General features: G+C 65.0%; 18 protein-coding genes. 2 read left to right on the top strand and 16 right to left on the bottom strand.

Annotated features, from left to right (window positions below; translation table 11 throughout):
* Positions 1–72 precede the first annotated feature (72 nt).
* The 3 genes from OG254_RS35080 to OG254_RS35070 all read right to left on the bottom strand — a co-directional run bounded on the left by OG254_RS35080 (position 73) and on the right by OG254_RS35070 (position 2,450).
* Complete coding sequence (locus OG254_RS35080; RefSeq protein WP_405589868.1) at positions 73–711, bottom strand: hypothetical protein; 639 nt, start codon at positions 709–711, stop codon at positions 73–75.
* A gap of 239 nt (positions 712–950) precedes the next feature.
* Positions 951–2,102: a PE-PGRS family protein gene (locus tag OG254_RS35075; RefSeq protein ID WP_405589865.1), complete on the bottom strand. Its 1,152-nt coding sequence runs from the start codon at positions 2,100–2,102 to the stop codon at positions 951–953.
* Between the two features lie 21 nt (positions 2,103–2,123).
* Entirely contained in the window at positions 2,124–2,450 is a 327-nt protein-coding gene (locus tag OG254_RS35070; protein ID WP_405589862.1) for a hypothetical protein, read from the bottom strand.
* A gap of 173 nt (positions 2,451–2,623) precedes the next feature.
* Between OG254_RS35070 and OG254_RS35065 the strand changes: the two genes are divergently transcribed.
* Positions 2,624–3,160, top strand: coding sequence for a hypothetical protein (locus tag OG254_RS35065; RefSeq protein ID WP_405589859.1), 537 nt, complete (start codon positions 2,624–2,626; stop codon positions 3,158–3,160).
* Between the two features lie 40 nt (positions 3,161–3,200).
* On the top strand, positions 3,201–3,785 hold the full coding sequence (locus OG254_RS35060; protein ID WP_405589857.1) for a hypothetical protein: 585 nt from the start codon (positions 3,201–3,203) through the stop codon (positions 3,783–3,785).
* Between the two features lie 152 nt (positions 3,786–3,937).
* On the opposite strand, the gene OG254_RS35055 is transcribed toward OG254_RS35060, so the two are convergent.
* The 13 genes from OG254_RS35055 to eccB all read right to left on the bottom strand — a co-directional run bounded on the left by OG254_RS35055 (position 3,938) and on the right by eccB (position 19,301).
* A complete protein-coding gene (locus OG254_RS35055; RefSeq protein WP_405589855.1) occupies positions 3,938–5,149 on the bottom strand; it encodes a S8 family peptidase in 1,212 nt (403 codons plus the stop codon).
* Positions 5,146–5,832 carry a hypothetical protein gene (locus OG254_RS35050; RefSeq protein ID WP_405589852.1) on the bottom strand — a complete coding sequence of 229 codons (687 nt, stop codon included), beginning with the start codon at positions 5,830–5,832 and terminating at the stop codon, positions 5,146–5,148. Before OG254_RS35050 ends, OG254_RS35055 begins: the two co-directional genes overlap by 4 nt.
* 890 nt (positions 5,833–6,722) lie before the next feature.
* Positions 6,723–7,850 (bottom strand): hypothetical protein, encoded by a 1,128-nt coding sequence (locus OG254_RS35045; protein ID WP_405589849.1) that lies wholly within the window; start codon positions 7,848–7,850, stop codon positions 6,723–6,725.
* Positions 7,851–8,220: 370 nt separating this feature from the next.
* Positions 8,221–9,099, bottom strand: coding sequence for a hypothetical protein (locus OG254_RS35040; protein WP_405589847.1), 879 nt, complete (start codon positions 9,097–9,099; stop codon positions 8,221–8,223).
* Between the two features lie 533 nt (positions 9,100–9,632).
* Entirely contained in the window at positions 9,633–10,757 is a 1,125-nt protein-coding gene (locus tag OG254_RS35035; protein ID WP_405589844.1) for a WXG100 family type VII secretion target, read from the bottom strand.
* Positions 10,754–11,092: a hypothetical protein gene (locus tag OG254_RS35030; protein ID WP_405589841.1), complete on the bottom strand. Its 339-nt coding sequence runs from the start codon at positions 11,090–11,092 to the stop codon at positions 10,754–10,756. Before OG254_RS35030 ends, OG254_RS35035 begins: the two co-directional genes overlap by 4 nt.
* A gap of 658 nt (positions 11,093–11,750) precedes the next feature.
* Complete coding sequence (locus OG254_RS35025; protein ID WP_405589839.1) at positions 11,751–13,070, bottom strand: S8 family serine peptidase; 1,320 nt, start codon at positions 13,068–13,070, stop codon at positions 11,751–11,753.
* Between the two features lie 116 nt (positions 13,071–13,186).
* Positions 13,187–14,749 carry a hypothetical protein gene (locus OG254_RS35020; protein WP_405589837.1) on the bottom strand — a complete coding sequence of 521 codons (1,563 nt, stop codon included), beginning with the start codon at positions 14,747–14,749 and terminating at the stop codon, positions 13,187–13,189.
* Positions 14,750–14,785: 36 nt separating this feature from the next.
* Entirely contained in the window at positions 14,786–15,148 is a 363-nt protein-coding gene (locus OG254_RS35015; protein WP_405589835.1) for a hypothetical protein, read from the bottom strand.
* Between the two features lie 75 nt (positions 15,149–15,223).
* A complete protein-coding gene (gene mycP, locus OG254_RS35010) occupies positions 15,224–16,510 on the bottom strand; it encodes a type VII secretion-associated serine protease mycosin (protein WP_405589833.1) in 1,287 nt (428 codons plus the stop codon).
* 234 nt (positions 16,511–16,744) lie between these two features.
* Positions 16,745–17,035 (bottom strand): WXG100 family type VII secretion target, encoded by a 291-nt coding sequence (locus tag OG254_RS35005; RefSeq protein ID WP_405589831.1) that lies wholly within the window; start codon positions 17,033–17,035, stop codon positions 16,745–16,747.
* Positions 17,036–17,151: 116 nt separating this feature from the next.
* A complete protein-coding gene (locus tag OG254_RS35000) occupies positions 17,152–17,463 on the bottom strand; it encodes a WXG100 family type VII secretion target (RefSeq protein ID WP_147999007.1) in 312 nt (103 codons plus the stop codon).
* A gap of 251 nt (positions 17,464–17,714) precedes the next feature.
* Positions 17,715–19,301 carry a type VII secretion protein EccB gene (gene eccB, locus OG254_RS34995; RefSeq protein ID WP_405589829.1) on the bottom strand — a complete coding sequence of 529 codons (1,587 nt, stop codon included), beginning with the start codon at positions 19,299–19,301 and terminating at the stop codon, positions 17,715–17,717.
* Positions 19,302–19,476: the final 175 nt, after the last annotated feature.

Below are 19,476 nucleotides of genomic sequence, written 5' to 3'. Positions count from 1 at the left end.
CGAAGTCGATCATTCACCATCATTTACCGAGGCCTGATCCCTTATACCCTCAATTCTTCGACTTCTCCCCGTTCAGCCAGGAATAAGATCGAGGTGACTCAATCTGACCGGGAACGCCGATGCCATACGGCTCCAGCCGTGGCCCCCGAAGTGGACCGAGCACCACGAGCCGTCGGCAAAGCCGATCTCGTGGTCGCCGCCCGTCACGTCGCTTCGGTCGCGGACGTAGGTCACGTGGCGAAGATCAGTGACCCACCCCACCTCGACCGAGCCGCGCGTGCCCGTGAAAGAGCGGGCGCAGGACACGTACACAAGCTGCAGGTGGCGGTCGGTGATCTGCATCATCACGGCCGTGCGGTTCTTGGTCCGAGGCAGCGTGGCGCGGGCCAGGTGGCCGGCCATGCTGTTCCAGCCGCCGCGGAAGGGTTTGCCCGGCTTCTTCGGCTCTCGCTCCGTGAAGGCTTCGACGAGCGCCTCGACCGGGTTCCAGGTGAGGGAACAGAGCCTCACAGCCCCGTACACGGGGAGCATGCACCAGCTACTGAGCGTGCGGCGCTCGGATCGCAGGGCGCGAGGGCGGCGAAAGTAGCCGGGCAGCGGCGCCCGGTAAGCCAATGAGACCCCGTGCTGACCACGCAGTTCCTCGCCCGCCGGCACCAACGCCCGCGCCCGGTCGGCGGGCGTCTCCTGGTTACGGTCCGATCTGCTCACCTGAAAAGGCCCCTCGCACTCCACTTGATCATTGCCGCGAATCTAACGCACGAGGCCTTGTTCGAGGTGCATGAGCCTTGCCTGCTTGCTGGTGCGGGAAGCAGGCAAGGCCCGTACACAGACGGCCTGTCGGACGTACGGCTCACCCCTCCAGTCCCGGCCGGTTCCTGCTGGTTCCGGCTCTGATGGCCCCCTCGGTGGGAGTGGTTGCCGGGGCACAGCTGAAACAGGAGCGGGCGTCAGCCGAACTCGTTTCGCGCCCAATCGTCTGCGCCCCCCGAGGAACCGGAGGAACGGGAGCCGGCCAGCGCCGCTGCGGTGGCGGTGGCCGCCGGCCTGTTGGGCGCCTGCGTGGCACCCGAAGCGCCGGAGCCCGCCGTCGAGGCGGTGGCTGCAGGGCCGTCGGACGCCTGCCCGGTGTCGGCCTCCCGTCCGGTGATCGCGTCGACACCGTGCTGCACGCGGTCTCCGGCCGCCCCGGTGACCCGTTCCGTCGCGGTGTCCACGGCGTTGTTCACGTGCGTTGTCGGGTCCACATAGTCGGCGAAGGTCGACCCCTCGCCCCCAGTGACCTCGTTCTTGAGGCCGTCCACGTAGTCACCGGCCGCCGTTTTCGCTACGTCCGCCGTCTCGCCGAGGTCGACACCGGACCGCGCGTCGAAGTAGGTCTCGATGCTCTGCTGGCCGATGTTCTGCGCCATTCCGACGGCGGCTTCCTTGGCCTTGTCCTTCGCGGCGTCGACCACCTTTTCCTGGACGAACTGCTTGGCCTGCTCCTTGAGTTGGTCCTTGGCGAACTGCTTGACCTTCTCCTTGGTGATCTTCTCGAGCTGCTCCTTCGCGATCTTCTTTACGGCGTCCATGGTGGCGTGCTCCATGGCCTTGGTGACCGCCTCCATGACCTCCCTCTTGAGCCGGTCCAGCAGCTCTCGGACAATCAGTCGCGTGGCCTGTGTCGCGCCCAGCGCACCGACCTCGGACAGCCCGAAAGTGAAGGGAGCGGCCGCCTGCGCCGCGATGATCTCGATGGCCAGGGCGATGAGTTGGGCGATCACGGCCAGCTTCGCCGTGAGCACCGCCACCGCAGCCGCGTCGAACGCGAAGGCGATCACTTCACACGCGGTCTTCGCATCCGGCAGGTAGCGGTCCTCACCGTTCGCGCCGGTGTAGGCACCCCAGTCCTTGCTGAACCCATCGACAGCCGTGCCGAAGTTGTGGGCGACGACGGTGCGGGCGAGGCCCTCGCCCTCCCTCTGGATCTCTTCGAGTTCCTCGCCGAAAGCCCGCCAGGTCTCGGCAACCTTGTGCAGTGCTTCCTCGTCGACCTCCGGCCAGGTGTAGCCGAGGAGGTCAAGCACCCAGACCAGCTCACCGGGCAGTGTGAGCGACATGCCTATATCCCCCGAATTTAATTAGAGTTGACCGGAGATCCCGTTCATCAGGCCGCTGTTCGACGTATCCGATGCGTCGTAATTGCGCGCCATGCCCTGCAGGTTGTCGCCGATCTTCTGAAGCCGTTCCGCAAGGCTGTCCATCGATGTGAAGATTCCGTCGCGAATCGGCGTGTAGACCTGACCGAAGATCTCCCCGAAGTCCGCCTCCGCCCAGGGTTCTCCAAGCACTTCGAGGGCATCTTGAAGCCGCTTGGACGCGGTGGAGAAATCACCTCCGAGGTCGGTGAACTTCCCTCCCTGCCTTCGCAGTACATCCGTGTCCACGCTAAAGGTGTCGAACTCCATGGCTCTCCCCCGAACTCCCCTTGCCGTAGTTCATATTGGACGACAGACCGATACCTTAGACTCCTCGCGCACAACCCTGCCAACCCGGCAGTCAAGAGATCGCCAAATTATTCAAGGGGACGCCAAGAGTGGTCACAACGCAGCCACGTTACGGCAGCACGGGGAGCCTATGGATGGGACGACTCCTCGGATTGGGGCTGCTTCTCGTAGCCGCGGTCGTCACCGCGGTGACGATTCCGGAACTGCGCAGTGAACTCACAGGTGATGGCACCGAAGGAACCCTCACGATTTCTTCATGTGAAACACACACGAAGACCCACTACGGCACGCACAGGCGTTCTACAGAACTCAAGTTCAGCTGCACCGGACAATGGAGCGCACAAGACGGTAAGGCCACCTATGGAGATGTTGTGGTGGAAACGTCATCGCGTTTCGAAGCCGGGGCGAAAATCCCCGTGGTGCAAGTGGATGACACCTTCGAGCAGCCGCAGGACCGGGACCCCGGCGACGACGCCGCGATTCTCGCGTTCTGCCTCTCCGTGCTGGCCATCGGCATCTACTGCCTCCTGACCGGCTTCGGCGGCCGCAACGGCCCCGGCCTCGCGGCCTCTTGGCAGCGCCTGCCGGCCCAGACCGTCACCGGCCCCGTCCTGGGCGGCCTCTTCGCCCTGGGCGCCCTGGCAGCGCTCGTCTGCGCCCTCGTCCTGTGACAGCCGTATCCCCGTCTCTGAAATTTCCGAGGAACCCTCAATGACACAAGTACAAGGGAACGCCGCGCCGAACGCCGCCATCCCGGGAGACCGGACGAGCCTCGGCCGCCTCATCGGCGCGGGCCTGATCCTCGTGGCCCTCGTCCTCATGGCCCTCGGCGCCTACCTCGGCCCCTACACCTACGCAACATCCACCCCGGGCAATCTCACCGTCGACACCTGCACCGTCGACTACAAGTACCGCTCGAGCACGTCGAGCAGCTCACGGAAGAAGACGAAGACCAGGTGGTGCTACGGCACCTTCGTCGCCGCCGACGGCACCGCCAAGGACCTCAACGCCGAGGTCAAGAGCGATGCCCTGCACCAACGCGGCTTCGTCATCGAGGCCCTCAAGACGGGCGACACCTCCTACAAGCTGGACCATGGCTGGGTCGGCGCCATCGCCATCGGTTTCGCGTGGTTCTTCGGTGGCCTGATGCCCCTGTCGATCGGCGTACTGGGCGCCACCACCGGCTTCTCCTCCACGCAACCGTGGAGCCGACGCCGGTTCCGCCCCTACCTCATCACGACCCTGGTGGCCGGGATCGGCCTCATCACCAGCCTGCTGGTGGGGCTCTTCGCGTGACGTAGGCCCGGGCGTGCCCGCGGGAAACGGGGGTCGCCGTATGGACGCGGCGCGCTGACGCTGATCGCCACGCATCCCCAACGTAGGAGAAGGCTCTCGTTGCCAGGACGTGCTGCCTGGCAACGAGAGCTTTCGTCGTACGACGGTGGGGCTCAGCCGGGGAAGGACCCCTGAGGCTGCATCACGCTGGGCGCCTGGGCAGCCTGCTTGCGCCGGCCCGACAACGCCAGCATCACACCACCGGCCAGAAGCGCCAGGCCCACACCAGCGGCGACCAGGCCCGTCAACCACAGCGCCTGATCCATCTCCGGATGCGTTGTCTTCGATGTGCCGTCCGGGGTCGCCAGGTGTTCCTTGCCTTTGTATGCCACCGGAGCTGACTCGTCCGCGGGAGGGGAAGCGGACGCCTCTACGGCCGCGGCCGCGTTGATCCGGCCGTAGCCGAGCAGTGCGCTGCCGCCGCCCGCCGGGCGATGGGTGGTGGCGATGAGGACGCCGTTCACCTGGGCGGGGGTGAGCTTCGGGTTCTTCGCCTTCATGAGCGCCACGACGCCGGCGGCCAGCGCGCAGGCCGGTGAGGTGCCGTCGCCTGGCTTGTAGCCGCCGGTGTTCGTCGCGCTGACGATGTCGACGCCGGGTGCGGCCACGTCGTTGTAGGTGTGCACGGTCGAGAAATCGGCGCGCGTGCCGTTCTGCTGTGTGGCGGCGACGGCAATCACGCCGGCGTAACCGGCCGGGTACGAGGCCCCGTTGAGCGCGTCGCCGGAGTTACCGGCCGAGGCGAGCACCGTCACACCCCGGCGTGTGGCATAGGCCAGGGCGGCGGCCTCAGCCTCGTCGTAGGAGGAGAACAAGTCGTCGCTGCCCAGCGACATGGAGATCACGTCGGCACCCTGGTCGACCGCGTACTTGACGCCCTTCGCGATCGGGTTGCCGTCTCGATTCCGGTAATCGTCCTCCAACTCCTCCTGGCTGCGCTCCTGCTGATGCTTGTCGTCGATGACGCGTACGGAGAGGATCTTGGCTTTCGGGGCCACCTTGAGGACATCCGAGGCCATGGCGGTCCCGTGCTGCCCCCACTCCGAGTCGCCCTCTTTCAACCCGTCCTGGCGGTAGTCGGGCCCGGTGGTCACCTTGCCCTTCAGGTCGGGATGGTCCGCGTACACCCCGCTGTCGAGAACCGCGACCGTCACTCCGTCGCCTTGGCTCAGCTGCTGGGCCGCGGACAGGCTGAGTGCCGTGCCTTCCCATCCGACCGGCGTGGCCGCCTGCGCGGGAGCCGTGGCCAGCGCGCACAGCAGGCCGGTGAGAACGACCGCGGTCGAGGTCGCGCGTACGGTCCGGAGCTTCACTGCGGGGCTCACCTTTCCAGGTTTCGGAGATGGGTGAAGAAGCTCTCGCTGAGCGCGTTCCCCGCGTCCATCCAGGGCTTCCTGTCCTCGTCGTCCGCGCCGTAACTGCCGAAATCACCAGGCAGGTTGCCCGACGTACGGCCATTGACCGCGCCGGTCGTGACAGCGACGGCGTAGGGGAGCTGGTCGCCTCCCAGCGCGGTTCCGCCCATGCCGTTGCGCCTGTTCTCCTGCCACTTCGCGGCGAGCGTGCCCGGCACCGCGAACGGCACCACGGCCGCGTCAGGGACATCCGCGTACTCCTGGTCGTCGAAGTACTCGCCCATCTCCTGGCCGGCCGTACCCTCGGGCAGCACGGTGATCGCGACGGTGGCGACCATCTCACCGGTGAGATCGACGTACGTGGCACGCAGAACGGCCTCGCAGCCGAGCCGCTCCGCCGTCTGCTTGGTCTCTCCGCTGAGCCCCTTGGAACACGACGTGTCCTCGGAGATGCCCATACGGCTCCACTGCGCGACCTCCTTGTCCGCCGCGCCGTGGGTGTAGTTGGGCGGTTCGCCGACGGTCTCCGGGAAGAGCACTTCCGTGGTCTCGTTGCGCCATAGCGTCGGCCCATAGGCGGAGTTGGGAATCGCCTGCTGGCTGTTGCTGTACGCGTGAGCCGCCAACGCCCCGCCGCCGAGCATGCCGAGCACGCCGAACACGGTGAGCAGTCCGCCGATTACCTTCCGGGCAGCGCCACCCCCACCCGTCGGAGGTACTTGTGCCCCGGGCATGGGGTTCCCGGGGACTGGGCTCCCGGGCTGGGCGTACGCGCCGTACTGAGACGGCCCCGGATAGGGCGACGGAGGCCCCGGGGGTGCCGCCGGGGTCTGCGGCGGCACAGGGCCTGCGCCCTGCCATTGCGGTTGCGGTTGCGGTTGCGATTGCGATTGCGGTTGCCAACCACTCTGCGGGGGAGGCTGCCCGTACGGGTTGCCGCTCCCCGGCGGCGTGGGATAAGACATCGGTTCTTCCCTCTCACAGGTCTATCCGCGAGGGAGCACGATGGGTGGTCCGGCCTCCCGTGACAGAGCCCACATCTCAACTGACTCGCAACCCAGGTTGCTACGAAGCCCAACTACAGCCACTCGCGCACCTTTCGGCGCCCCCGCGAATCTCACGACAGCTTATGACCTTCGCAGACGCAAGGCCTGCCCGGCCCCGTGAACTCGTATAACGATCTCATTGAAGGTTCCTGCCCCGATGGTGCGGTGTCTGCTCTGCAACGGACGCCGGTATCTACCTCGCGAGAAAATGTGAAAGTGCTGCGAACGGGAGAACCCCGACGGGGCGTCCGAGGCCTTCAAGGACTGGTCCGAAGACCACCGGGAGCAAGGAACTCGACGACGCCTCCTCCGCCTACGGCCTAGGACTACGACTGCTCGCCTGGCCGCATCGCCCAGAAGGCATGACACAGCGCCGCCGGGGGAACGGCCGCAGCACAGCTGAGGGTGATGGTTCCGGGGAGAAGACTCCTCGGGGCTCGGTGCCACGTTGATGGCATCCGCGCATCCGTAGATCCCTCACCCCGCAGATTTGGCAATCAGGCTCCGCGGATCGTGCCCGTGCCCAAGTCGCTGCCGGGCGCGAGGCTTTCAAGGTGTCGCTTCACTTGAAGTCCCGCACGCCTCCGCCCCATCAGAACTGCCAGTACGGACGCGCCGGCGAGAGCAACCGTCGCCACGTCACCCACGCCAAAGGTGATAACGACCAGGGGCGCGATGCCGAGTAGGAGCGCTTTCAATACGGTCGAATTGACGCTCGCCTCCACGGGAGAGGCGGGGTGAAGCGCACGGGGTTCGCCCACTGTGGGGAGTTCCCGGTCCGCTGGGACAAGTGCGCTCACAGGCAGGTCGACTGAAGCGTCCGGAGACTCAAGCCAACCGGCGACGTAACGCTGTCCGTCCAGAATCAGTACGGCATAACCGACCGAATTCGCGTACGGGAGCTGCCGAGTGGGCCGTCGCCAGTAGACGTGGCCACGGACGCCCGCGAGCGGCTGCGCCAGGGGCAGGGGGTCGACGATGTCATCCAGATACAGATACAGCTCACCGAACTCCGCGCTTGTCAGGCAAATACGGGGTTTGAGCTGCTTGGTCACCGATGTAGACGCCGGCCGCTCATCGAGAGCCGCTCCCACCCCTGTGACGGAGACGGGCAATGCGTGAAGTGTGCCTTGCTGTCGGGAACGGTGGAGGCCGACCACGGGATCAGAGCGCCAGCGGCCGAACAGATTCATGAACCAGCAGAAGGCAAAACACCCCAGAGTCAAGAAGACCGTCCAGAGGTCTGCCCGCCCACCGATCTTCTCCTCAAGCGACTGCCGATCCCCAACAAATACCTCCAGGTCCGGTGATGACGGCGCGAAGAGGACCCAGATCTCTCCTCCTGCCTTCGGCTTGTCGCTCGAGGTCATTTCCACCTCGGTGGTCTGGGGCCCCTGGTCGAAAGGCACAGATACCAGCACTGTGGAGGTGTAATGCCCGGTGCGCTGACTGCTTACGTACTTCGAGGAGAGGACCTTCTCGATTTCCGTCGTACGCATCGCCGAACCCGCGTCAACGATCTCCCACGCTGCAGGGGTTGGAGACAGCGCTGCATATGCCACCAAAAACGCGGGCACCACCCAGGACCAGGCTGCGAACCCGACCCAACCGTTACGTTGTTCCACCCACCAGTGTTTGCCCCCCATGCCCAGGTCATCAGCGGGGCGACGGCGGAGCAAGAGGACTCCGCCGCCAGCAGCTGCTGCTGCCACCACGAGGCAAGCGAAGAGGTCCCACCTGGGTGGCCGAGTGGAGGGCTGGATCAGAACTGCGGCGACCGCAGCCGTAATGCTGAGGCCCAGCAGAGCCAAGCAGCGGGCCAGGGTGCTGGACCTTGTCATCATCCGAAATCTTCCTCAAGACTGCGCTGCTTACGGCCGAACGCCGTCTTCGGCTGGTCTGCACCCTTTTGCTTGAACCTCGCCGGATAGGCCCGCGGTCGGATCGATCACCGACCTTGTCCACACCAGTCAGAGATCATTTACGAGACAAGCATTAGGCTGCGGCGCGTTTCATGGAAGCTTCCTCGCTCACATACGCTCCAGCAGCAGCGAAGACTCCGAGAAAGCCAACGATTCCTGCCGTCCATCGCCACCCATCCGCGACGTCGAAGGTCAACAGCGCGGCACAGGCAAGGGCCACAGCGGAGGTCTGCAATACCAGCGGCTCGACATAGCTCGGCCACTGGGCACGGAAGTCGAACAGCCGGAACGGTCGATCCGCTTCCGGCGCAGGCCCCAGCTTTTCTATTGAAACCCCACTGTCATTCAGCATCTTTGCCTCGTCGACCGTCATCATCCCGTGCACGACCAGCCCCGTGTCGAATACCAACACCGCAGGCGTCCTACTCGGAGAGAACCGAGACGCCGATGCTCCCCGGTGAGCATCCCAGCAAAGCCAGAGCTGCTGCTGTTCCATAACGACAGGCAAACCGTGCTTGCCGACTTTTGTGCGAAAGTGAGCGTATCCGGAGTCCGTTTGAATTTCGAGGTAGATTTCCTTCCCTGAAGACTCCTGGCCAGCCGTAGCTCCAGGACCACCAACTCGGGTGTAGCGTCCTCGAATGGCCTTGTCTTTCCTGCCCAGACGGGAAAACGAGCGAAAACCATGCCGCCTCGACACATGACTGACGGCTGCCATGCAGCTGAGAATCCACGCGGCGACGAACAGCCAACGCATGTAGGCCGGCATGGTTTCTCCACGCAGCTCAGAGCCGAGGCTGAACTCGTCCCCAGCCACCGCCCCCAGGCGCGGCTGCGCGGGAGCGTACAACACGTCCACTGGGTCCCCGGGACTCAACGGTTGCTTCGTCGTCGTCTTGACCGTTGCTGACGCGGGCTCGACACCGGCTCCAGCGGGCAGTTGGACGATCACTGTCGCTGTGTAAGGGTCCTTGCCCCTGGAGGGCTTTCGCCGCACATCACTGACCTTCTCCGCCCGTGCGACTCCGAACTCGGCTCCGGCTGCGTGGATACGCTCGACCAGCTCCGACCTCTGCGGGGTTCCCACCGTCAGCGCAAAGATTCCTATGAGCACTGTAGCGATCCCGATCACCCAGGCGAGACTGCGAAGTTGTTGCCCCCGCCTCGAAGGGAGCGTCCGCGGCACAGTGGGCGCCACCGCGGTCGAGGAAGACGCCGTTTCGGCAGTGTGAGTGCACACCGCCAAGGCGATGTCACCCACCGACCGTCGGCCCCCAGAAAACCGTTGATGTAGCGCGATCTCGACAACACAAACGAACGCACAGCCAAGGCAAACGAGAATCAGCAGTCGCCGGACGTCCGGGACCGTAACGAACAACCACATGCCAAGCACTGACGCCACCGCCAGCAAACCCAGCCCCGCGCACCACACTCCGGCCCTGGTCGACAGTGCGATGGGCGCACGAGTCGCTTCCGCGCTACTCATCAGCCGAAGTCCTCGCGTATCCGATCCGTTGATGTCCTGTGATCCCCGTCAACGCCTCGCCCGGCGGACTTCTGAGCCCCTTCAGCACTCTCGTCCACGCCGTCGAAACCATCCTTCGCGGTGTTCGCGGACACGCCTCCCGCGATGGGAGTCGAGGCCCCGAAGGCCGCGTCGATTCCAGTCTGCTGGTGCTCCGGTCGATCACCACCGAAGGCGAAGTCGTTCTCGTTTCTCAGGCCTCGAGCCATATCGTCAAGGCCTCTGTCAACCGCTCTTGCCCCGCCACCGAGTCCACCAGCGGCCCCACCGGCGACACCGGTGACAGCACTCTGCCTGATGTCGAAGTCCTCACCCTTGCGCAGGGAGTCCAGGTAGTCTCCCGACATCCCTCCAGCCGCACCGCCGGCTATCCCACTGACGACCTCCTTACCGCCCAGTGCGGTCGCGGCCTTGCCAGCGGCAGTCCCGACGGTCGCGCCCGCCAGGCCTCCGACCATATTGGTTCCGACTTCCCAGCCCTTACCGCTGAGTTGGCTGGTTACCATGCCGCCAGCGGTACCACCAGCCCAGTTCAGCAGCCCCTCAGCGACGAGTTTCCCCGCCTTGCCTGAGTTGTACAAGGTACGGAAAGCGGTGGCGATCGCCCGTAGGAGCTTCCCCAGCTTGCCCGCGGCGTCGAGAGCCCTTGTGACCAACATGGTGACTCGCGCTGTGCCGACCGCCGCCGACACACCCAGCGTGAGGAACGACATACCCAGGGAGACGCCGATAGAGATCCCGATCTCCGCGTAGATGCCCTCAATCTCCTCGTTGACCTGCTTAATACTCTCGGCAGCGTCCTCGAGGCCCTTGGCGGCTTCGTCGAAATCGTCGGTCGTGCTCCGCACGGCAACGGCGAACTCGTCCCAATGGGCCTGGAAGGCATTGGCTGCCTCACCACGCCATGTATGCCCGACGGTGGCCCTGACGTCCTTGTCCAGGTCCTTGACCATGCCGTCGACTTCGGACTTCAGCTGCCGCCACGCCTTGGCTGCAGCCTTCAACTCATCCGGACGACCGCCTGGCTTGATGATCTCAATGCCGAGTTCGATGATCTCTTCGGCTACGGACTCGTTCCCGCTCACCGGTCACCGTCCGAATGCTTCCCGAAAAGGACCGAAAGGTCATCGTCGGTGACTTCGGTGTCCCTGTTCACCTTCCGCAAAGCATCCGCAATCCTGTCCAAGTGCTCATGTACCACCTTCATGGCGCTGGCCACATCCGCGGAGTATGAGATGTATGCCGACGTGACCTCCTCCGATTCCGTCAGGACGCCGAAACCATCGGTGATCACTTCTTCCCCGGTCTCCTCCTCGAACTTCTTGAGGTAGGCCCGCAGGTCGTACGCCTGCATCTCAAACTTGCGGGCCAGGCTCCTTCCCGCTCCGGGTTCGTAATACGAGGTTCCGTCGTCAGCCATTGCCGTCCCAACTTTGATGACCTATATGCTGCGGGCAGAGAGCAGCTGAGCCTTCCCTGGCATTTCAAGTCAGAGTGACCTCTTTCGCTCAGGCGAGAAGAGCTGTGAGTGAAATGCCTAATGGAAGAATTTGAATCGACTACTGCCCGTACTGCGGGGGTTGTTGAGCGTGGGGATGGGGGTACTGGGACTGTCCGGGAGGAATGGGAGGTCCGTGATGGGGAGTTGAGGGGTATGACTGCTGAGTACTTGGGTGGATCGGCTGCTGGGGCGGGTAGCCCGTGTTCTGGACGTATGCTCCGGCGCCTGGGTTAAGAGGGCCGGTGCCGGAGTTGCGGCGGTTGCGCAGGACGGCGAAAACCACAACGGCGCCAATTACGGATCCAAGGCCAACAACACCAACCAAAAGGACAACGATGCCCATTGGGCAAGCCCCCTTCTCATTCTTGGCTTCACATTCACTGCAGAATCTCAGCGATAACCTCAACATCGTGCCAGACATGATCGAGCAAAAAAGTGCAGCCAAGGCACAGGATTGCAAGCACTGGCAAGATGGTGGTGAAGTGGCTCGCTGTGCGCAGCCGAGCCACATGGGCAGCGGATTTGGAGTTCAGGTCCGGTAGTTCCGAGCTCACAACTGCGCGAGGGGGAGTTATCCCTACTGCCCCTGGTGCGGGGGCTGCTGGGCGTAGGGGTTGGGGTGCTGCGGGGCCTGTCCCGGGGGCGTGGGGTAGCCCTGGTTGGGAGCCGTGTTGGGGTACTGCTGATAGCCCGTCGGGGGCTGGGGCGGGTAGCCCGTGCCGTGAGGAGGGGTTCCGCCTCCGGAGCCGGGGCCGCCGCTACCGCCGTTGCGGCGGCTGCGGAGTACCGCGAAGAGGATGCCGATCACGACCACGGCGCCTGCGATGCCGGCGATGAGAAGGATGCTGCCCGACGAGGACTTCTTCTTTTTCTTCGCGGCCTGGCTCGTGCTGTCGTTGTCGCCGGAGGCGGCGCCGGAATTCGTGGACGTGGACGGCGAGGCCTGGGCGAGAGGGCCCTGCTTGGAGCCCTTGGGGATGTCCCTCGTCAATGCCGCGTACGGACGGATGATGCCGTAGCCGTACTCATCGTCAGGTGTCTTCTTGACGTCGTGGTCGAGCAACGTGGCCGATTTGATCAGGCGGTTGATGACCTGGCCTGCGGTGAGGTCGGGGTACTTGGCGCGGACGAGGGCTGCGGTGGCGGAGACGTAGGCGGTTGCGTCGGATACGCCGCTGCCCTCCGAGTATCCGCTGGACTTGCTAGGGTTTGCTCGGACAATATTCCCGCCAGGAGCGGCAAGGGTTACTCCTGTGCCGGAATTAGAATTGTCCCAAATGCTCAACGACTCATCAATAGCACTTACTGCCACCACACCTGGCAGCTTAGCTGGATATTCGAGATCCACAGCGCCATCATTTCCTGTGCCTGAAACGACAACAACATCGTGTTGCTGCGCGTATGCGACGGCCTTTGCACCTTCTGACCCTGGCACAGCAGTAGGGTCAGAGAATGACAGGTTGATCACCGAGGCACCTTGATCCACGGCATAGCGGACACCAGCTGCCCACTGCTGGTCTTCGAAATCGTCCTTAGTTCCACCGACGATGGGAAGAATTTTGGCCTTGGGCGCCAGCCCCATCACACCAGCGGAATTGTTCGCCCCATGTCCGTGACCTGCAATGAGACTTGCCATGCCCGTACCATGGCCGACGGTGTCGTTCTGGCCGTCTCCGCCACTTCCCGTGAAGTCCTTGCCCTTCAGTACCTGACCCGTCAAGTCAGGGTGGCTGCCATCCACTCCGGTGTCGACGACGGCTACAGTGACACCCTGCCCCTGCGACTCTGACGAAACCTTCTTGAAATCAATGACATCAATGACCCATTGCCTGTCTCGGATGTAATCCGCTGAGGCAGTGGGGGCTGAAGTGAGGAGCAAGGCTCCTGTCAACGCCACGACTCCTGTCGTGGACCAGACTCGCTTGACACCCAATTCCTTGCTCCTCACTCAACTGAGACTGGTTGTGCCAGCCTTCAAGGCGGACCGGAAGCAGCGCCCGGTCGCTTGCCTATCTACTCGATGGTCCGCGGCACGTTCCGGTTGCGGTCTTCTTCCGAGATCCAGGTCTCTTCGTCCTCGACCAGGTAGTCGGGACGGTCGCCCCTGCTGTTCTCATCCTCGGACCGTCGACCGCCGCGGCCTCCCATGCCGCCGGCTCCGCCTGCCATAGCGCCGCGCTGCGTTCCCCCGCGGCTGCCGTGCAGGCCTGCACCACCACCGGCGCCCTTTCCGGTGACCCCCTTGGCCGCACCGACCACGCCGCCACGGGACTTCGCGAGAGCTCCACGACCGCCAGCGCCAGCACCGCCTCGGCCGGCCGCACCTGCTCCGGCGCCGCCACCCATGCCGCCCATGCCGGCTCGGCCTCCGGCTCCACGGCCTGCTGCCGCACCGCCACCAGCCAGACCACCACGACCGCCTGCGGCTCCGATCCCGCCGCGTGCGGCAGCGCCGCCCCCGAGACCGGGCACTCCGCCACCCACGATGCCAGAGCTCTGCGCTCCGCCGGTGCCGAGACCACCGCCACTGCCGCTGACGCCCACAGAGCCCGGGGTGGGGCCGGTCCCCGTCAGGCCCGGGGAGATGCTGTCCACGTTTGTCTTGGTAGTCGGGAGCTGTGTACCTCCCTTGATGCCCTGGTCACGCGGCACCGTGGGAGCTGGCTTGATGCTGGCGGTCGAACCTGCGCTCCACGGCTTGTTGCCCGCACGCGCCGCACCGGGTCCGCCAGCTGACGATCCCGGCATCGAGATCGGAGGAGGCATCGAGACGTTGTTGTTCGGAGGCTCAATACCGCCGTCGTCTCTTACGCCACCGCCGCTCTTCAGGTTCTGCCCATAAACCTTGTAGTTGGCGGCCAGCTCCTCCATCACCGCCATGGCCTGCAGGCGACGCTCCATCCCCAGCGACAGGTTCTTCTCGTTCGCCTCGGCAACGGTGCCGGCGCTGACGCCTGCAGCCAGGTCCTTGTGCGCCTGGCCGTCATCGCGGTTGGAGTTGTCATTCATTTTGTCGCCCGCGCTCTCAAGCTTGGACGGTTCGTGAATGTCTGCCATCTTGCTCTTGGCGGCGTCGAGGTCCTTACTGATCGCAAAGAGTTGCTCCGCCGTGAAGTTGGCGTGTGCAGACCCATTGCGAATCTGGACAGCGACGTTCTCCGCCCTGCGCTTGAATGCCTGGGCCGCTTCGCCTTCCCAGTGCTCAAGGACGGTGTCGACAGCGCTCTTCAACATGCCCGCGACGCTGTCCTTCGCGGAAACCTCGTCCACACCGCCGGACGCGCCGTCACCGTCGCCACCGGACAGGATGTTGTGGACCATTTTCCAGTGGGTTCCAACCTCCGAAATTTTTCCGGGATTGGAATCCATGATCATCTTGCGCAAACCGTTGACCGAGTACTCAACGAACGGCGTCTGCCCGTTCTCGGTCGCGCGGTTGAAGGGCACGTTATTGCGCCCGACCTTGTCGGACTCAATGAGGCGGTCATGATTCTTCTGCTGGTCTGCCTGCCTTTGCTTTTCCTGGTTTGCCGCGTAGTCCTGGCTTGCCCTGTATTCCGATGCCGCATCGGCCATGGCCCACTCCCCTCGTCAGTGCTTTCCGGAACCCAACTATGTCGCCAGCTGGCCCTTGGTAGATCCGCCCGAGTCGCCCCCGACGCTCTTCTTGATCTCACCCTCCTCGTTGTTGTACCTGTCCCGGACCTTCGAGGTTTTCGTGCTGAAGTCGTCGATCAACTCATGGAGCTTCTTGATGATGCCCTCGATCTTGGTCTTCATTTCGGCCTGAGCCCCGTGAAGATTCGCGGCCTCCTGGAACACAACTTCTCCAGAAGTCTGACCGAAGGCATGGTCCGGAATTGCCGTGTCGTACTTCGACGTGGTGCCAGCCTTGTCCATGTCGTCCAGCAGTCGCCAGAGCTTCCGGATGACCTCATCCAGCTCGCTCAGGTCAACCCGCATTCCGTTACTCATACCCCGTTGTCCTCTCCCCTGTTCCTCAAGTTGTCAGCACCCACTCGGTGCCCAAGTCATAGCCCTGTACGACTACTACCCGGCGGCCCGTCCAGACCGTCCACTCCTCCGACCACGCCAGTCCCGCACAGCCACCCCGCTCCCCGCAGCCACAAGAGCCAGCGCAAGTCCCGTACCCAGTACGTAGATCGCGACCCGCTGCTCCCGCTCCGTCTCGCTCTCGCCCATCGTCACAGCCATCGGTACGACCCCGCCCGCCCCAGCCGCAACCGGCGGATCCGGCGTAGGAGTGGTACCCGGTGTCGAACCGTCCGACAACGCCGCGACCGGGTCGACCACGCCCCAGCCGATGTACCGGTTCGGGCCCCGCCCCGGTCGCTGGGCCGTCTCCTCGATGCGCGTGGCGATCTGGGCCGCGTTCCAGTCCGGGTACTTGTCCTTCAGCAGTGCCGCGACGCCCGCGACGTACGGCGCCGCGAAGCTCGTGCCGTCGGCCGTGCACTGGCCGTCCGTCGGGACTGTGGAGACCATGCCGACGCCGGGCGCCGCCACGTCCACGAAGTCGCCCGACTGTGAGAAGAAGGCGCGTTCGTCGTTGCGGTCGGAGGCTGCAACCGCCAGGACGCCGGGGTAGGAGGCCGGGTAGGTGTCCGCGGACTTGCCGTCGGCTCCGTCGTTGCCCGCCGCCGCGATGATCAGGGCGCCGTCGGCGACGGCCGCCTCGACCGCGCCCCGCAGCTCGTCGTTGTCTTCCTTGTTCGCGGTGTCCGACGAGATGTTGATGATCTTCGCGCCCGCGGCGACCGCGGCGGCGATCGCCTGGGACATCGTCCGTGAGTTGCCCTGCTTCTCCTCCCCGCCCGTGTAGCGGTAGGAGAGGATCTCGGCGTCCGGGGCGATGCCCACGAAGCCCGTGCCCTTGAGCGGGCGCGCGCCGATGATGCCCGCGACGCGCGTGCCGTGGCCTTCGATGTCCTTGGTGGCTGGGCCGTCGACGAAGGTCTTACCGCCTGACACGGCCCTGCGCAGTTGTTCGTTGGACTTGTCGACGCCCGTGTCGATCACGGCGACCTTGACGTCCTTGCCCGTCGCCTGTCCCCACAGCTGGTCCAGGAGGATCCGCTGGAGCGACCAGGGCGTGGACTTGATGACGTCGCCGCCGAAGACGCATTCCGTGCTGGCCGACAGGCCGAAGTCCGGGCTGCTGCCCGAACCGGCGGCCGCCGAGTCCGCCAGTGCCGCCGGCGGCGCCGAAGCCAGACAGACCCCGGTCACCGCGAGCACGCCGAAAACCCGCTGCAGTGCGCGGGTTCCACTGTCGCGGCCGGTGCGGCTACGCGAACGGGCCGTTCGGCCCTTCACGCTCAGGCCCCTCATGTTCAGGTCCCCCAGGGCTTCCCTTGCTGGCTGCTTCCTTCGAAGCTGAGTCATGTAGGTGTCACACGTGTGGCGATGTGTGTGAATGTTTGCGGGATTTGCCGTGTGCACTCCCGCGGAGTTTGTGCACGACCCCGAAGCAGAGGTCGGCCCAGCAAACGCCGTGGCGTCCACTGGGCCGAATCCCGTCATCTCATGTCCCTCGGGTCGCCGACGGGCTCAGCCCCAGGTCGAGGCGTTGCTCTTCTCGGTGGACTGGTAGTTCTCGGCGGCGCTCTGAAGCGCCGTGGAGATCTTCAGCAGGGTGGCGTGCAGGTCAGCGGCGGTCTGGTCCCACTCGCGCTGCTTGCGCTGGTAGCCCTCCTGCGCCTCACCCTCCCAGGAGTTGGCGACGCGCTTGACGGCGGCCTCGAGGTCGTCGAGCTGCTGCTTGATACGGCCGGCGGTCGACTTCACGTCCGTGGACGCGTTGGTGATCGTGGCGTAATTGACGAGGATCGACATCGTCATTCCCTTTCAGGAAGAATCGTTGGAAGTCTGTGGAGATCGACTGGGTCGACCCGACCTGTTCAATGGGTCCTGGTCGTCCCGGATCGGCTGGAACAGCCGGATTCCGCTCGGCTGGATCAGCCGAAGTCGGACATGATCTTGCTGATCTCGGAGTTCTGCTGCTCTTCCGACGCGGAGTAGTTGCTCCGCGTGGAGTCCACGGCTTCCTTGATGTCGTTGAGGATGTCGCTCATCCGCTTCGCGTCAGCGTTCCAACGGTCCTGCAGCTGGCGGTAGGACTGGGCCGCCTGGCCCTTCCAACCGCCGGCGATCTGGTCGATCACTCCGTTGAGGCGGCGGATCTCGCCCTGCAGCTGACCGTTCGCGGTGCTGATGTCACCGGAGAGCTTGGTGAGTTCGTCCTCTGTTACCCGGAACTGGCCGGCCATGATGAACCTTCCCCCATGTCGTCGTTAATCCGGGAAACCTGTGTTCCGGTCCCCGGAAGAGCTTCGCGCGCTTGAGCGCTGCAAACACTCTATCGTCAGCCTGTCACTCAACCACAGGCAAGGCGAATCAGTTACACGGCTCACACACTTGGGCGATCGTCCTGTGACCCGTGCACCGTCTTACTTTCAAGTGCCCTCGCCCGTCGGCCCGTTGAGGGGCTCCCGGGCGAGGCCGGTTCGTCGGGCTTACGTCACTGGCTCTGCGGCTGCGCCGCGCTCGCCGTGTCCAGCGTCGGGCCCTTCGGGATGAACGTCGCCCACGTCTGCGGCACGATCGCGGGGTTGGCGAGGTCCTCGTAGCCGAGCCTCGTGCGTGCCTTGTCCGTCTCGCTCGCCTCGCCCTGCGACGAGACACCATCCGACGAGGACGAGGACGAGGACGCCCCGGAGCCGCTGCCCTCCGCCTCGCTGTCGGGGCCCGACGGCAGCGAGTACCTCAGGCCCGTGTCGGTCAGCAGGTACGTCCGGCCGCCGCCGGCGGCCGCACCGGTGACCTCCTTGAACAGGAGGCCCGAGCCGGACGAGACATAAGCACTCAGCGAGTCGCTGATGACCTTCTTGGGATAGTTCGTCCCGGCCCAGGCGGCGAGCTGCGGCTTCCTGTCCGTGCCGAACTCGCCCTTGTAGACGCTGCACGAGGTGGTGCGGGCCTCGCCGGAGGCCGTGGCCGCGGAGTTGGCCTGCTTCGGAACGATCAAGGGCCAGCCCTTGTCCTTGTAGAAGCTGTCCGCCGGGCCGCCGTTGGCCGTGATGATGTCCGTCGTACTGGCCTTCACGGGGGCGGTCCCGTCGTGGGCGACCAGCAGGGCGGCGACGAAGGGCGTGATGGAGGCGACCTCGTCCTTGAGGACGACGTAGAACTCGTCGGTCTGGGCGTCCCGTGCCCGGAGCACCTGGCCGACCGTTGTCACGCCGGAAAGTCCCTGGACCGAGGTCGCGTCGCCGGCGTTCGGGACCGTCGGGAACACGATGTCCTCACCCCGGTTGAGGGTGCTCAGCCACTCCTGGCTCACCGGCTGCGCCTTGGCCGTGGTGCTGCTGCCGATGACGGCGGAACGCATCTGCTCCATGGAGGTGTCGTCGAGGCCCGACTCGTCGCCCATCAGGAAGAGGTTGCCCCTGCCGTCGACCAGGTAGTTCCGTTCGGTCTTGGTGTCCGTGACGTACAAGGCCTCCAGCGGGTCGACCTTCCCGGAGTTCCCGAGCGACTTGGCGTCCTCCGCGTCGAACACGAACACGGCCCGGTCGATGGCACCCTCCTCACCCGGCGCCGGGCGCTCGCACACCGCCCAGCTCTTCACCTGCTCCGCGTCCTCCTTGGAGGGCAGCCGGTCGGGGGCGTACGGGATGCCGATCGTCGCGCCGTGCCGGATGCCGCTCTTGTCGATCTCCTTGCCGGGGACCTCGAGGACGGTGCCCTTGCCCTTGTCGAGCAGGAGCTTGGCGGAGGCGTAGTTGAGGACCGGGTGGAGGACCTTCTCCACCTTGCTGTCCTTCGGGTCCGGATCGAGGACCACGTACCGCGTCGTGGAGTCACTGTCGACGATGATGTACTCGCCCGGCGTGTCCCAGCCCTTGGGCGCGGTGGGCTTGATCACGCCCCAGGCGATGAAGCCGATCACCAGCACCACACCCACCGCAAGGCTGGGCATCACCGTACGGACCGGACGCGGCGCGCCTTCCTCCGAGCCGCCCGGCGACGGCGCCAGGAACGCCGCGACGGTGCGCTTGCGAGCAAAGGTGTAGGCGGCGAGCTCATCCCGACGCTGCTTTGCCATGGTCCCCGTTTCTCCCGTTTGTGATGCTTCGATCCCGCTCGAAAAGGCCGATACGGCCACGCAGGCACCTACTATGCACTGCGCGACGCGGCGACGATCCATCAGGTGTGCGGCCGCCCCGGCATCTTCACAGAGCTTCTCCACAGCCCTCCACCAAGCGGCGCCGGTCCATGAC

Source organism: Streptomyces sp. NBC_01092, from assembly GCF_045039535.1.
Lineage (GTDB): Bacteria > Actinomycetota > Actinomycetes > Streptomycetales > Streptomycetaceae > Streptomyces.
Note: the sequence above shows the minus strand (reverse complement) of the source record. Positions and strands in the feature narration are given on the sequence as shown.